The organism is Pectobacterium carotovorum, assembly GCF_900129615.1.
Classification (GTDB): Bacteria; Pseudomonadota; Gammaproteobacteria; order Enterobacterales; family Enterobacteriaceae; genus Pectobacterium; species Pectobacterium carotovorum.
This window is the reverse complement of record NZ_FQWI01000009.1, coordinates 52,641-67,646: the sequence shown is the minus strand read 5'-3', so window position 1 is coordinate 67,646 and position 15,006 is coordinate 52,641. Positions and strand designations below refer to the sequence as shown.

Below are 15,006 nucleotides of genomic sequence, written 5' to 3'. Positions count from 1 at the left end.
AGGAGGGAATGTCCCTCCTGACGTTGTCTCTTAGCGATGCGACCAATACGCCATAAAGTTGATCGTCTCTTTATCGAGATGCCGCTCGTCGAGCAGATAGCGGCGCAGCCGTTTGATTGCGGAAGACTCTCCCGCCGCCCACGCGTAAAACGGGCGATGCGCCGTTGCCCGTTCCCATAGTAGCTCGTCTTCCGGCGTTTCCTGTGCGATCTCATCACGATTTGTACAAGCACTGGCGGGAATCTTCACGTCCTGTTGCACCGCAGCCAGCAGGCGTTCGCCCCATACTGTGCTGCCCGTTTCCTCACGCGGCAACCAGTGAATCTGCGCAAACGGGAAATCACCTGGCGTCACGCAGTCAGCCGCTTTTGGTACTTCAAAAAAAGCCTGCAACGACGGTGGAGAAGGCTGAGTCGCCAGCTGTTCAAGAATTCCCATGGCCGCTGGCAGCGCCGTTTCATCCGCAATCAACAGCACTTGCTCAACACCCTCATGTGGTGCCCACTCATAGCCGCCGCTGTCACCATCGGCCTCAGCATTGGGGGCGACGATCTGTAGCGCATCGCCCGGCTTAGCATGATTTGCCCAGCTTGAAGCAGGTCCGGTATCGCCGTGCAGCACAAAATCGACCGTTGCCTGCTGTGACTCGCGTGAGACGGAACGCAGCGTATAGGTGCGCAAAATCGGACGACGCTCGCGCGGCAGCGCCAGATAGTCCTGATACCAGGTGTCGCTCACAGCCATTGGAGTCAGCTCACCGCTTTCGCTGGCGAACAGCAGTTTGATGCGCTGATCCGGCGCGTCCAGTTTCATCTGGCGCACTTCCGGGCCAGTGAACACACAGCGAGCCAATGAAGGCGAGAGCAGCGTCTTGCTCTCTAAACGTAAATTGAACAGCCGATAGGCTGAAGACGTTGTACGGGTAGCTAAAGACATAGTGAGAAAACCGGTATGTTTTGTAAGGGAAAAGTCATTAATCGGGATAAAACCCATTCACCGCAACTTACCATAAACAAAACACTAACGATAATCATTATCACTCTTCAGATGAATGTCGTGATAAAAGCGGCATTTTCTTCATCTCGTTGGCAGGAAGCCATTCGGAGCAGGCATAAAAAACCCTCAAAAGACTTGTTAACAGGTCTTTGATTACTTATTTTAAAGACCTATTAACCGGTCATTAAAGGTCTATCATGCCAAATATTATATTGAGTGATACCAGTGCTAGCGTCAGTGAACTGAAAAAGAACCCGATGGCGACGGTCAATGCTGGTGATGGCCTGCCCGTCGCTATCTTGAACCGCAACCAACCTGCGTTTTATTGCATTCCTGCGGATCTCTACGAAAAAATGCTGGATGCGCTGGACGATCAAGAACTGGTGAAACTGATCGGTGAACGAAAAAACCAGCCGCTGGTTGACGTGGATTTGGATAGTTTCCTATGAGTTATCGCGTCAAATTCAGGGAAGATGCGCTAAAAGAATGGCTAAAACTCGATAAAGCTATCCAACAACAATTCGCCAAAAAACTAAAAAAAAGCTGCGAAAATCCCCATATTCCTGCGGCAAAGTTACGGGGGATGAAGGATTGCTACAAAATAAAGCTCCGAACGTCAGGCTTTCGTTTGGTTTACGAGGTTATTGACGACGTATTGATTATCGCCATGGTGGCGGTAGGCAAACGTGAGCGCAGCGGTGTTTATCATCTGGCGAGTGAGCGAATGAGGTAGGCGCGTTAGGGTGGATATAAAAAATGCTGGTCAAATAGCTCACTATTCAACCAGCCTATTTTCGTTTTCCAGAAAAGCAGTAAGACCAACCTTCCTTACCGCATCGTCACAAACTCTTCTGACGCAGTCGGGTGAATAGCGACGGTGTTGTCGAAGTCTTTCTTGGTTGCGCCCATTTTGACGGCGACCGCGAAGCCTTGCAGCATCTCATCCATACCAAAACCGATGCCGTGGATGCCGACGATTTTTTCTTCTTTGCCCACGCAGACCAGCTTCATGCGGCACGGCTGGCGGTGTTGCGTGACGGCGGTGTACATCGCGGTGAAGGCAGATTTATACACTTTCACCTGATCGTCGCCGTACTGCTCACGCGCCTGCGGCTCGGTCAATCCGACCGTGCCAATCGGCGGATGGCTGAAGACGACGGTCGGGATGTTGCTGTAATCCAGATGCTCGTCCGGCTTGTTGTTAAACAGGCGTTCGGACAAACGACGCCCCGCCGCGACGGCAACCGGCGTTAGCTCAACAGCGCCAGTGTTATCGCCCACCGCATAAATGCCAGGAACGTTGGTGTTCTGGAATTTATCGACGTTGATGTAGCCTTTGTCGTTCAACTCAACACCAGTGACGCTCAGGTTCAGGTTGTCTGTCGCGGGTTCACGACCAATCGCCCAAATCAGGCAGTCAACAGTCTGTGACTGACCGTTTTCCAGCTCCAGCGTCAGGCTGCCATCGGCATTCTTCACAATCGCTTTCGGGATCGATTCGGTATGCAGCGTCGGCCCTTCGGTGTTCATCACTTCCACCAGCGTATCGACAATCAGCGGATCAAAGCTGCGCAGCGGTGCGTGTTTACGCACAAACAGGTGGGTTTCAGAGCCCAACCCATTCAGCACCCCAGCAATCTCCACCGCGATATAACCAGCACCGACAATCGCGGTGCGCTTCGGCAGCGCATCCAGCTCAAAGAAACCGTCGGAATCAATGCCGTATTCCGCACCGGGAATGTCAGGGTGAACCGGACGACCGCCCGTCGCAATCAGGATATGGTCAGCCGTAATTTTCTCGCCGTTCACTTCCACCGTGTGCGCATCGACAAAGCGGGCAAAACCGTGGATAACATCGACCTTATTCTTACCCAGCACGTTGTCGTACGACTGGTGGATGCGATCGATGTAGGCGCTACGGTTCTTAACCAGCGTGCCCCAGTTAAACTGGTTTACCGTGGTATCGAACCCGTAATCCGGCCCGTACTGATGGATCGCTTCGGCTATCTGCGCCGCATGCCACATCACTTTCTTCGGCACACAGCCGACGTTGACGCAGGTGCCGCCCAGATATTTTGCTTCGATCAACGCACATTTTTGTCCATACATCGCCGCGCGGTTGATAGACGCGATACCGCCGCTGCCGCCGCCAATAGCAAGGTAGTCATAGTGTTTGGTCATCAGTGTATCCATGCTTAAGTGAATAAAATTTGCCTAGAGTGTAACGCCAGAGCCATACGCCGAATAAAGGTTATGCCTATGGTTGCGATAGGAAAAACCGACCGCGTCGCCCACCGCAATCGCGTGTATTACTCCGGTACGATTTGCTCCACCAGCGTATGTCCGGTGCCTTCCGGTACCAGCACGCTATGCAACCACGGCAGCACACTCTTCATCTGAGATGCCAGCTTCCACGGCGGGTTAATCACAATCATGCCAGACGCCGTCATACCGTAGCGATCGCTGTCCGGCCGCACTGCCAGTTCAATTTGCAGAATGTTGCGAATGCCCGTGGCTTCCAGCTCTTTCAGCATGCGTTTGATGTGCTGACGTAGCACCACCGGATACCACAGCGCAAATACGCCTGTGCCAAAGCGTTTATGCCCTTCCTGAATACCTTTCACCACGGCCTGATAGTCCGTTTTCAGCTCATACGGCGGGTCGATCAACATGAAACCGCGACGGGAAAGCGGCGGAAGCTGTGATTTCAACTGCTGATAGCCATCGTCACGCAGCACTTTGGTACGCGAATCTTTCTGAAATTCATTGCGCAGCAGCGGGAAATCGCTGGGATGCAGCTCGGTCAGGTGGAGCTTGTCCTGCTCGCGCAGCAACTGGCGCGCAATCAGCGGAGAACCCGGGTAATAGCGCAGTTGGCCGTTGTGGTTATAGGTGCGTACGGCCTGCATGTAAGGTTCGAGTTCAGCCGGAATATCGTCACGCTGCCAGATTTTCGCGATGCCATCCAGATACTCCCCCGTGCGCTCGGCGTGTTCGCCGCTGAGCTGATAGCGACCAGCACCCGCATGGGTATCCAGATACAGGAAAGGTTTTTCTTTCTCTTTCAGGGCAGTGATGATCAGGCTCTGAACGGTGTGTTTCAGCACGTCGGCATGATTGCCGGCATGGAAACTGTGGCGGTAACTTAGCATGCTTGCTTTCCGGTGAAGTTTTTATAAATAACGTCGATTAACCGACAGTATAACCGTCTGCGACGGAAAATATCCCGTCAAACACTTCACCCTGCGAACCGCCCCGCAAACCAGCCATTTTTATCGTCTTAAATCAGTAAATTGTGAAACATGGCCGTTTCTCATTCGATTGAAAGCTACCGAGATTCAGGCAGATAAAGGGGGCAACGTAGCATTCGGAAAATCAACCACGCCAGGGCTGCGTTTTGCTCGGTAACCTCTTATGGACAGCTAAAATAATTCACGGAGCTGGCGCGTTGGTAGATTTACCTTTCGGGAGCGCAGTGCCTCGTGCGGCCTCAATACCCGATGCCACCCAACGGACAAACGTTTCCTGCTCTTCCATCGCGTCATCCGGCAACTGTGAGAAAGACAGACAAATGGTTTTGAGCTTGCCATCCTCCCCACGGCGGGTGTAGGTGAACGGCGGGCACCCAACCTTATCAAAAAGGCTGCGATTCCGGTCGTCTGTTTTAACGAAAACTTCACCCTGATTGTTGATAAGTAAAACCATTAAACCATCGTGAAAAATCGCCAGACAGCCAAACATCTTACGCGGAACAAAACGACCGAGTGGTGAGAGCTGATCCATGATGAACGCGGTCAACTCTCCGGAAATATTCATATCAGTCTCCTTTTTACGCGGTACGCTGGGCAGGTTTTACAGGCACCTAAACAGACGTTGATAAAAGCAGAATGCCGGATAAATCCGGCATTCGAGAAGGGCATTAAAGCAAGGGTAGCAGGTTAGGGATTTTTCTTCAGATACTGCGCCGCAGTCAGGTAATAATTACGCGCAGTGGCGTTATCCTGACGTTCGCCCAGTTCGGTCAGCGCGTCTGCTTTAATCTTTCTGGCTTCTGAATTATAGGGTTCAACGGCCAGCACGTAATCTGCCTGTTCAGCAGCCCACTGGAAATCGCCGGACGACAGGGCTTTCTCCGCGCTTTTAAGCATCGTCGCCTGACCTCCGGTCATAGCCAGTAACCGTGTGGCTCTATCCTTCTCAGTCAGCGGATAGATGTGCGTGGCATTGCCGTCAAACCAGCCCGCCTGCTGCACGTAAATACCGCGTACAGTAAACGCGACGCTGCCGTAATATTCCTGTAGATAAGGATTTTTTGCCAACTCTGGGGGCAGTTTCACCGTCTGTACCAGTTCATCCGGCGTCATTCCTTTGGCGATACCAGCCATCGTCTGATCCCAGACGCTTTTGATACCGTCTCGGTAAGCGGTCAGCGCGGCCTTGACGTCGGCAGCACCGCCGACTGGCTGCATGTGCCCAGGAATGAGGTGCTCTGCGTTCAGTGCAATTATTTTGTCCAGACTGGCAATCCATTCATCAATCTTACGAGTTGGCAGACCACGTAGCGGGGCGATGTTCGGAAAGGTTTTCAGAAAATTATCACCCGCCAGCAAGACCTTCTGCTCAGGCAGCCAGACCGCTGTGTTTTCGTCAGACTCACCCGGCGTATGGAGAAGTTCCATTTTTACGCCTGAAAGGGTCAGGGTCTTGCTGTCACCGTCAAATGTTTGGGTCGGTGGCAGAAAACCTTCACGGGTGTGTGGCGTTTTACGACCATATTCAAGCTGCGTGCCCGCATTGATAAACTGGTCATCAGGCAAGGAAGTCCCGAAGGCATCACCGCCCTCACGCTTGCCACGACCGGTATCCGGTTTTGCTGTAACCAAAAGACGGTGGCTGATAATTTCTGGCTTGTCATTACCGGCAAAAACCGTCGCGCCGCCGGAGTGATCGGGATGGTTATGTGTGTAAATGATAGCTTGCACAGGCCGAGCCATACGGCTGCCGAATGCTTCAATGATCGCTTTTGCATCCACAGGATTCGCCGACGTATCCACGATAATCGCGCCATCTCTTCCCTGAATCAGGGCCACGTTTGCAGCCGAATACCCAACAGCCACATAAACGCCTTTTGCGACTTCCACTATCTGCTTCTGAAAATCTGCATTATGTGCGAGCAGCGTTTTTTCGCCCGCAGTTTCTTCATGCGCACCTGCGTAGCCTGCCGCCGTCAGTGCCATAACTGTTGTGAGCAACAATGTCGCTTTCCTCAGTTTTCCGTCGAAATACTGTGTCATCTTTTCTCCGTCAATTCACGACTCTGAGTCCCCTTTCTGATTCATGTATCAAAAACGGGAAGGACAGGAACAAAACCAGCGCAAAACCTAGTGAAGTGGCAGGATTCCGTAATCCTCGCAGCATAAAAGCAGCAGAGCCAAAAAGGTATAGTCATAAATGACAGTCCACTTCTCATAAGTGAGAGGGGCGTAGTAAAAGGAGCGTTCAGTTTCGAGTCTTCACCTGACAGGCGTAATCACCTTACTCTGGTGTCTGGAAAACGTGCCCATTGCACGGCTGATTCCAACTTGTATAAAAATCCAATCTGTATAAAAAACCACTTTAGCGTGGGATATTTTTCGTTTTCCAGACGGGCTACATACAGTACGATCGCACGCTAACCATGATGGAATTGGACGTTATTCTGATGGAACCTGAATATCAGCGCTGGCTGATGGCGCTTTCCGCCCCGATGGTCGCACTCAATATCAAGTACGACGCCCGCTTCTGCGATCCGACCTTTTATGAGCCCGGTGAAACCATCAGCCTGAGCAACAGTTGGGGTATTACGTCCCGCGAAGGACTGATCTCAATGATTAACGATATGACAGACGGCGGCCACGCCGAGCGTCTGGCGTATTACTATCATCTTTGGCACCACCTGACGGCATCCGAATGGCAGCAGCACTGCGCCAATCAATCTGAAGACGTACAGGGTGCACTCGCACTGGTGAGCGAAACGGCTGCGCTATGCGGTGAAGGCGGGATCCGCGCCTGGGATCTGGGTCGCATGAGTTTCCTGAGCCGCATCGGATTACTCAACGGCTGGATTAGCGAAAAAGAGAACCTGTGGATTCACACCCGGCTAGCCGACAGGGCGCGTTACTATTACCGCAGTTGGGAAAATTATTACGCCGCGTTCCTGATCGGCCGCACCTACTGGCTCGGCTCGGATGAGGAAGATCCAGAATGCCAGCGCTACATTTTCAGCAACTGTAGCCAGATTCCTGACTACATTGACCAGATCGGCACGCTCTATACCCACCCGGACTGCCCGATTCATGACCTCGACTGGGATGTTGATCCGATAGAAATGGATAAGCCCGAGTCCTTACCAGAAGCGGAAATATAATGGACACACTGTGCTGGCAGCGGCTAGGCATTGAGCCGACTCAGGATCTGGATGTTATCCGTCAGGCTTATCGTCAAAAAGTGCCGCAGTTTCACCCGGAAACCGACCCCGAGGGCTTTAAACAGCTGCGCGAGGCGTACGATACCGCCTGTAAGCTGGCGAAAAATCCCGTACTGTTGGATGAAGAAGAGCAGACCCCTGCCGAATCACAAAATGCCTCATCGGCAACCGAGAGTGACTCTGCCGAGCAGGCCGATCCCCAGATAGAAGTGCTGGTTAACGCGTTTGAGCTGCTGTTAAACAATCCAGAAGAGCGCTTCGTTCCACTGTATTGGGAACGCTACGTTCAATTGCTGAATCAGCAGGCTTTTGAGGTAATCGATCGTATTCGCTGGCCGCTGCTTCAGCGACTGATGCGCGAGTCTTGCATCTCAATCCTCTGTGTCCGCGTGCTGGCCGAACGCCTGCGCTGGCAGCAGCGGCAAGGGGAGCTGTCCGGCGACGGAGTGGAAGATGTCCGCCACTTCCTCGACTCGCTCGGCTATGAGGATCTGTTTGATTTTTCCCTGCTATCGCACCTAAACCTGCCCGCACAGTTGGAAACCATCTTCTACTTCCAGCAGGCGAATGGGACGTACTGGAATCGACCAGCGTTTATATTGGGCACGTTGCTGCGCACTCCGACCGCGATTTATTGGCCCGACAGCCCGGCGCTGATGCAAAAGCTCGCGCGCTGGCACAGCCACGCCGGTGTTCCCAACGCCACCCTGCGCGATTACTGTCTGCAACAGTTGGATGCGGCCCAGAACGATGCGGAATGGCTCGAACTCAGCGCCAGCCTCTGTTCGCTTACCGGAGAGAACGAGCAGGCCTTCACGCTGTGGCTGACGCTTTATCAACAAACCCACCATGCGCAGGCGGAACAATGGCTGATTAACTGGTGTAAACAGCATCAACCGGATGCCCTTCCCTTACTGATTCAGTCGTTCAACTCTACGCCAGCGCCAGATCTGACAGGGTTAGCGCTGGACGATCCACGCCAGCGTTTCTTCATTTCTCAGCACAACACCCAGATGCTGATACGCTGGGGAGAAGCGCTGAAACTGCCGCTGTCGTCCATGCCAGCAAGCTACGCCAGATGGAAGTTGGGTAAACAGGAGCTGAAGGACATCTACCGACACCTGCTACTACACAGCGGGGACGCAATTCAGGATCGCCTGTATTGGCACGCCAGCATGTTAACCGTGGGTAATGAACGCCTGTTGCAGGACATTCTGGCGCAACCGTTGCCCGACGAACCGCTGTATGCGTTGATCTTACAGGGATTGCAGTTTCAGGCGGCACAACGCTTATCCTGGCTAGACACCTCCGGTGCGATTCACGCCTTCACGGAATGGCTGTATTCGCCGTCAGAAGATGCGTTGCCCAACGTGTTCACTAACCAGAAATCGTCCGCCTGGCTACAAGCGCAAACCTGGCTGCGACAATGGCGTCCGCTGTCGCTGAATCAGTTGAACAAGCTGTACAACAGCGGCATACATACAGAGGAAATCGACCCGATCAACGATTGTCTGGTCGAGCTGTCCGCACGCTACCGGTGCGATGCGTCTCTGGTGCCGCAAGGGGTGGAGAAACCGCAGGATCTCAGCGCTAAAGAGGAACTGAGGCAGGCTATTCTGATCGCATTAATGATGACCGATCCAGCCTCTTGTCTGGGTTTACCGCGTCAATCGGTGCTGCCCGAACTGGCCTTAACCCACCCTGCACATTCGCTCTCTCAACGCTTCCGCAAGGCGGAATGCCACGTTGGTGATGCGGTGACGCCGTTGAAAAAACAGCTGGAACTTACCGATCCGCTGCACTATCACTGCTGGATGAACTTCCCCGCTTCTATTGAGGAATATCTCGGCAGCAGGGAAACTTACAGCGAATCCGCTGCAAGCCATTTTTATCTTACCGATGAGCATTGGCAGGCGGAGCTGGCGAAATCGCCCATCATCTACCAGATCTTTTTCCACGCGTTTTATGCCCTTGTGGGAGAGGAAGGACAGGCCGAGCAACACCTTGAGCGGCTTGCCGCTATTCCTGTAGAAACGGAACAGGAAGAGGCGATCCGTACCGCCTTTACCGAAGGGTCGGATGAACTGGAGAAACAGCTAAAACAGCTCTCCGACGACAAACGGGTCACGCTCATCGGCAAGCTTATTCAGAACTGTGCGAAGGATGACACGTCCTTATTCGATAACAGCGATCAGGGATTTTTAACTGAGCATCTGTCCTATCCGCACGAAGACGTTACGCTGAGATTGGTGTCGAAAGTGCTGCTGCAATGTGCCGATCGGCGTGAACGTCAGTTCCAGGCATCACAGGCTAAAAAGAGCTACTGGTGGCAGCTCTGGCGCACGAACGCTCGCATCGGCCGTCTCGGTTTTCTGATGCAGGCCGGGTTGGGAAGCTATTTTCTCTATCGCGCGAGTGACTGGATCGGGTCGCCACCGGCGTCTATTGAAGGGCTACTGATGGTGCTCATCGTGCTCAATCTGCTGAGTGCGACGCGTCGACGCTATAACGATATCGGCTCCAATATGCCGTGGGTGATGAGTTTCTTCACCCTACTCATACCGCTGTTTCTGCTGCTCCCCTTGCTGACACCGAGCCTTAACCGCTGGAACCAATTCGGGCCGCCGCCAACTGGCAAGAAAACCGAAACGGACACCATACCTAGCTGACAACAGCGAATCGGGCGGCGTAGCAATGACACGCCGCCCAAACATCACCGAAATACCTCATCCAGATACCGCTCAATACGCTGCCGCGCTTCGTCAATTGCCGGTGCATATTGCCCTGCCAGCGCCTGTTCAAAATCCCGTAGCCAGAAACCGATCTGCTCCCTCTCTTCCAGACGCGTCTGCGCCCAGGCTTTTTCCAGCCGCGCCAACAGGTTGCGGTTCATCAGGTTATCTCTAGGGTGAATCTTCAGCGCTTGCAGTTTCTGGTGGCTTTTCTGCTGTTGCTCGGCACTCAGCCCCGTCGGGCTGCGATCGATCACTTTCGTGAAGGTATCGCCGCTGTCCGGCAGGTTAACATCCACTTCCAGTAGCCCATTGATGTCATAGCTGAAACGCACCTCGATGGATTGCTTATAAGATTTCGCTTTTATCGGCATGGTGAATTCATCGATAAACACGTTGTTATCGACGTAAGGGCTCTCCCCCTGATAGATCGCGATACAGATGTTGTCCTGCCCGGCAGAGCCAGTGGAAAACGTCTCGACCCGCGAGGTCGGCACCACCGTATTGCGCTCCAGTATCGGGGAAAACAGGCCATTTTGCTTATCGTTGGCGGTCTTAATCCCGAGGGTATACGGGCAAACGTCCGTCAGGATCACTTCTTCGATATCCTGCTCACGCAGCCGACAGGCGGCCTGCACCGCCGCGCCCTTGGCGACAACGGTATCCGCATCCAGATGCTGATAAGGTAATTTGCCGAACAGCCTGACCACCAGCTTCTGGATAATCGACATCTTTGATGCCCCACCGACTAGCACCACGTGGTCTAGCTGCTCCGGTTTCAGGCGGGCATCGTGCAGCGCCTGTTCTATCGGCGCGCGAATGCGGTTCATCAACGGCAGCCAGGCCGCTTCGATTTCTTCATTATCCAGTACGATGCGCCACTCTTCCTCGCGCCAGTGCCATACCAGTTCATTCGATTGAGAAGGAAAGCCGGGCTGACATTTCAGCGCTTCCGCATGGCTGTAAAGACGTGCCAGATCCGTTGCGGGAATCGCCGAATCCTCAAGTTTCCACGCTTTCAGACAGGTTTTCACCATCGCCTGCGTGAAATCTTCTCCCCCCAGATAGTTGTCGCCCGCCGAGCTATGCACTTCGATCAGCGGAAACGCATATTCCAGCACACTGACGTCGAAAGTGCCGCCGCCTAAGTCGAAGACCAGCGTACGTCCCAATTCCTGCGTGTGTAAGCCATAGGCCATCGAGGCTGCGGTGGGTTCATTGATTAAGCGAACCGCATTCAGCTCTGCCAGTTCTGCTGCAAAACGCGTCTGCTTACGCTGTTCATCGCTGAAATAGGCTGGCACGGAGATCACCACGTCCTTGATGGGGTGCCCAAGGTAACTTTCCGCATCGGCTTTGAGTGATTTCAACACCATGGCCGACAGCTCAGCGGGGGAGAACGTTTTATCCCCGAGCCGGAAGGTTTTCTTGCTCCCCATGTAGCGCTTAAAGAGCGACGCCGACACCTGTGGGTGCGTCGTCAAACGAGAAATTGCAGGTTTGCCGACCAGAATACTGCCGTCTTCATCAATACTGACGGCCGAGGGAGTGAAGTTATCATTCAGCGCATTCGGTATCAGGCGGGCCTCGCCATTTTGCCAAACGCTAATCAGGCTGTTCGTCGTGCCCAGATCGATACCAATCGCCAGAGAAGCGTCTTGCGGGTGCGTCATGCTGTTATTCCTTATTAACCATTCCGTACACTACCTATTCCCAGAGTGCCCATCAGGCGCAGATCAATAGCCCGCTCGGCGAGCAGGGCAATAGTATATACATCTTGCTCAGGAAAAGACCGCACACGACGGATTCAGGAATATTTTTCAACAGATCTGGTGAGTGATAAATAAGCGTTATATTATTTAATATATAACGATCATTTACGGAGCATTACCATGGGAAACCATTTTGAGCGGGGCGTCCTCGCGGGGTTGAGATCCGCCAATCCAAAATCCACCAACGACATTAATCCCTACTGCTACGACTATCGGCGCGGCTATATCTGTGGCTATGCTCATAATCTGGCTGAAACCAAAGGCGACCGCCAGCAGGCGGCCTTCGAGGCAGGGTTGTTATCACGCCGCTACGGGCTGGAGCGGGAGCGAGTCGCGGAGTTCTTTACTGAACAAGGCAACCCTTACGCGATTCGATTTTTTTATGCAGGCTATGACGCACACACGCCACGTTAGTGGATACCCGCTAGCGGCGCACTTCCCGTAAATCGAAGCTAATGGGGATAGTGATGGTGAGCTGCGCGTTATCCCCAATCACCTCTGCTGGTGGAGCCGGAAGTGGCTGAGCACGCTGCGGCAAAGCGACAGACTCCTTATCCAGCGGCACCACACCGCTGCTGCTGGCTAACGAGACGGCCAGCACGTTCCCCGCCCGATCCAACGTCACGCGAATCTGGGCGACTCCCTGCAATCGCTGCCGCGCCGCCTGCGCCGGATAACGTTTATAGCGGCTCAGGTGCGCCAGCAGCTGGCTGCTCCAGTCCGCAACCCCTTTGCGCATCTGCGCGGCATCGCTGTTATAGGGCGCAGCGACTTGCTGGCTGCTGCCCGGCAGCGGTGCGCTGGTGACGGGTGCGGGCGGTTTTTCCGATGGTGCCACTTCTTCCTGTGGCGTCGTCTCCTGCACCGGTTTTTCCATTTTTTTCTGCACTTTTTTCTGCGGCTGCGGCTTTTCCTTTTGCGCTGCCGCCATCACTGGATTCGGCGCGGGCGCAAGCAACGGCACGTCTTGCGTCATTTTTTCCGGTTGAGCCGCCGCTTCTTGCGGTGTGGACAGCGTCTGCTGCGGGCCGACAGGCGCATCCTGAGGACTAGGCGTCGATTGCACGCTATCCGCCACCATTAACATCATGGCGGGCGGCGGCGCTTCAATGGAGGAATCAAGCGCATGGTAGCTAACCCAGATAATCAGCCCTGCGTGTAGTGCCAATGCCAGCAGCCAGCCGCTCCCCCAACGAACCGTCGTTGCGGGCTGAACCGTATTGTATTTCAGCGTCTGTGCAGCCATTAGCCTACACCCCCTCGCCGTGGAGACAGGGGCAGCACGCCCAATGAATGGGGTTCCGAGGAGGTCATCATGCGTTCTTCATCACATCGTTAGGTATAAAACAATCAACCGAGATAATAGTAGGTCGTTCAGCTACGGGGATCGGGCAGAAAAAAAGTGAAAACAGCATAAAAAGTAATGTTATTACGTTTTGGCAGGATATTTTATCGCGCAGCAATCTGAACCCAGTAGCGAGAGAAATAACGTACCTGTACAGGAAGCGCCTCCACCAGCGCCGCTAAAATATTATCGGTATCAGACAGCGGGAATACGCCGGAAAACCGCAGGCTTTCCACCTCCGGCTGGCAACGAATGACACCGCTGCGATAACGGCTCAGTTCATCAACAAAATCCACCAGACGCTGATTATCAGCCAGCAGCTGTCCTTTCACCCAGGCAGGCTCAGCCTTCGCCGTCTCTATCTGGCCGCAGCGCTGCGTGGTGAACGTCGCCGTCTGTCCGCTTTTCACCACCTGAACATCCTGACCGTTCTGCTGCGGATGAAGCCTTACCGCGCCGTCATACACCGCCACCTGCGTGTGTTCATCCTGCACTCGCAGGCTGAAGCGCGTACCCAGCGCCTGCACTTTTCCCTGCGCCGTCGTCACAATGAAAGGCCGCGGATACAACGCGGCCTTCTCCGCCTGACCGGTTTCGATCATCACTTCACCACGAATCAGCGTGAGCTGGCGTAGATCGTCACCGTAGGCCACATTCAGCGCTGTCTGCGTATTCAGCAGCAGCGTCGTGCCATCCTCCAATACCGCATGGCGCTGTTCGCCCACCTGCGTCTGGTAATCCGCCGTCAACGACTGCCACAGGTCGGTGCGCGATCCGGCCACGCCAGCGCCCCCGGTCAGGCAGAGTATCGCCAGCGCTTTGAGTACGCTGCGGCGCTGCATACCGTTAAGCGTCGACAGACTTTGGTGTGCTGCCCGTGCGTTAAGCTGACCCAGATTGGCACACACAGATTCAATATGCTGCCACGCCTGTTCGTTATCCGGCGAGGCTTCTCGCCAACGCTGCCACTCGCGGCGATCCTGTTCCGTGACGCTGTCGGACATCAGCTGCGTCAGCCATGCCACCGCTTCACGCGCGCTGTCTGGCTGAATCGGCTGACCCTGTCTGTCACGATAAAACGTGCGATCGTTCATAGCGGCAGTGCAAAGAAACACTGGAGGTTGGCGCGTTGCAGATACTGTTTCACTGAACTGCTGGAAACCCGCAAACGTTCGGCGATATCGCTGTAGCGCATGCCGTGGAGGTGCGCCAGCAAAAACGCTTCTCTGACCGGTGCTGGCAGGCCATCCAATGCGGCATCAAGCTGTTCAAGAATTTCGAGGGTAAGCAGACGTGTTTCTGGAGATGGCATACAGGCATCCGGCTGCGTGCTCAAGACATCCAGATAGGCATCTTCAATCTTTTTACGACGATAATGATTGGCGACCAAACGGCGGGCCACGGTAGCCAGAAACGGGCGCGGCTGGCGAATCGTGAGCAGTTCCGGGTTCATCAGCACGCTAAGGAACGTATCTTGAGCAAGATCTTCCGCATGCTGGGCGCAGTCCAGTTTATGGCGCAGCCAGTTACACAGCCAGCGGTGATGATCGAAATAGAGCTGTTGGGCAAAGTCATTAACGCTGGCCGTCGCTTTCCTCACCATCGAACTTTACCCCAGAGCGCTATTTAAACAATAAGAATGATAATCGTTCTTATTTATGTTTTTTCCCTCTGACTGTCAAGTTCCTAAACGAA

Annotated in this window: 14 protein-coding genes; 5 read left to right on the top strand and 9 right to left on the bottom strand. The window is 54.0% G+C overall.

The features are described 5' to 3' along the window. Window positions 1-30: 30 nt before the first annotated feature. Entirely contained in the window at window positions 31-936 is a 906-nt protein-coding gene (locus BUB06_RS17070) for a siderophore-interacting protein (protein WP_039474433.1), read from the bottom strand. A gap of 257 nt (window positions 937-1,193) precedes the next feature. Between BUB06_RS17070 and BUB06_RS17065 the strand changes: the two genes are divergently transcribed. Beyond that, a complete protein-coding gene (locus BUB06_RS17065) occupies window positions 1,194-1,445 on the top strand; it encodes a type II toxin-antitoxin system Phd/YefM family antitoxin (RefSeq protein ID WP_010281712.1) in 252 nt (83 codons plus the stop codon). Next, entirely contained in the window at window positions 1,442-1,729 is a 288-nt protein-coding gene (locus tag BUB06_RS17060) for a type II toxin-antitoxin system RelE family toxin (RefSeq protein WP_039474431.1), read from the top strand. The genes BUB06_RS17065 and BUB06_RS17060 overlap by 4 nt, the downstream gene beginning before the upstream one ends. Window positions 1,730-1,824: 95 nt before the next feature. Here the strand turns inward: BUB06_RS17060 and gorA are convergent, their stop codons facing one another. The 4 genes from gorA to BUB06_RS17040 form a co-directional block, all read right to left on the bottom strand. Beyond that, a complete protein-coding gene (gorA, locus tag BUB06_RS17055; protein WP_039474428.1) occupies window positions 1,825-3,177 on the bottom strand; it encodes a glutathione-disulfide reductase in 1,353 nt (450 codons plus the stop codon). Between the two features lie 128 nt (window positions 3,178-3,305). Next, on the bottom strand, window positions 3,306-4,148 hold the full coding sequence (locus BUB06_RS17050; protein WP_039474426.1) for a 23S rRNA (adenine(2030)-N(6))-methyltransferase RlmJ: 843 nt from the start codon (window positions 4,146-4,148) through the stop codon (window positions 3,306-3,308). 280 nt (window positions 4,149-4,428) lie between these two features. After that, complete coding sequence (locus tag BUB06_RS17045) at window positions 4,429-4,812, bottom strand: TfoX/Sxy family protein (protein WP_039474423.1); 384 nt, start codon at window positions 4,810-4,812, stop codon at window positions 4,429-4,431. Window positions 4,813-4,934: 122 nt separating this feature from the next. Beyond that, window positions 4,935-6,290 carry an alkyl/aryl-sulfatase gene (locus BUB06_RS17040; RefSeq protein WP_139294548.1) on the bottom strand — a complete coding sequence of 452 codons (1,356 nt, stop codon included), beginning with the start codon at window positions 6,288-6,290 and terminating at the stop codon, window positions 4,935-4,937. A gap of 383 nt (window positions 6,291-6,673) precedes the next feature. Here BUB06_RS17040 and BUB06_RS17035 point away from each other — a divergent pair, with 383 nt between their 5' ends. Then, a complete protein-coding gene (locus BUB06_RS17035) occupies window positions 6,674-7,402 on the top strand; it encodes a DUF1266 domain-containing protein (protein ID WP_039474417.1) in 729 nt (242 codons plus the stop codon). Beyond that, complete coding sequence (locus tag BUB06_RS17030) at window positions 7,402-10,131, top strand: J domain-containing protein (RefSeq protein ID WP_039474414.1); 2,730 nt, start codon at window positions 7,402-7,404, stop codon at window positions 10,129-10,131. The genes BUB06_RS17035 and BUB06_RS17030 overlap by 1 nt, the downstream gene beginning before the upstream one ends. A gap of 44 nt (window positions 10,132-10,175) precedes the next feature. On the opposite strand, the gene BUB06_RS17025 is transcribed toward BUB06_RS17030, so the two are convergent. Beyond that, entirely contained in the window at window positions 10,176-11,867 is a 1,692-nt protein-coding gene (locus tag BUB06_RS17025) for a molecular chaperone HscC (RefSeq protein WP_039474412.1), read from the bottom strand. A 219-nt stretch (window positions 11,868-12,086) separates the two neighbouring features. On the opposite strand from BUB06_RS17025, the gene BUB06_RS17020 reads away from it, so the two are divergent. Beyond that, the gene (locus BUB06_RS17020) at window positions 12,087-12,380 is read left to right on the top strand and encodes a DUF2623 domain-containing protein (protein ID WP_005968196.1); all 294 of its coding nucleotides are present in this window, start codon (window positions 12,087-12,089) and stop codon (window positions 12,378-12,380) included. Between the two features lie 10 nt (window positions 12,381-12,390). On the opposite strand, the gene BUB06_RS17015 is transcribed toward BUB06_RS17020, so the two are convergent. The 3 genes from BUB06_RS17015 to BUB06_RS17005 all read right to left on the bottom strand — a co-directional run bounded on the left by BUB06_RS17015 (window position 12,391) and on the right by BUB06_RS17005 (window position 14,914). Next, window positions 12,391-13,212: an energy transducer TonB family protein gene (locus BUB06_RS17015; protein WP_039474409.1), complete on the bottom strand. Its 822-nt coding sequence runs from the start codon at window positions 13,210-13,212 to the stop codon at window positions 12,391-12,393. Window positions 13,213-13,415: 203 nt separating this feature from the next. Continuing rightward, entirely contained in the window at window positions 13,416-14,405 is a 990-nt protein-coding gene (locus tag BUB06_RS17010) for a FecR domain-containing protein (protein WP_039474406.1), read from the bottom strand. Further along, a complete protein-coding gene (locus BUB06_RS17005) occupies window positions 14,402-14,914 on the bottom strand; it encodes a sigma-70 family RNA polymerase sigma factor (RefSeq protein WP_010296516.1) in 513 nt (170 codons plus the stop codon). Before BUB06_RS17005 ends, BUB06_RS17010 begins: the two co-directional genes overlap by 4 nt. Window positions 14,915-15,006: the final 92 nt, after the last annotated feature.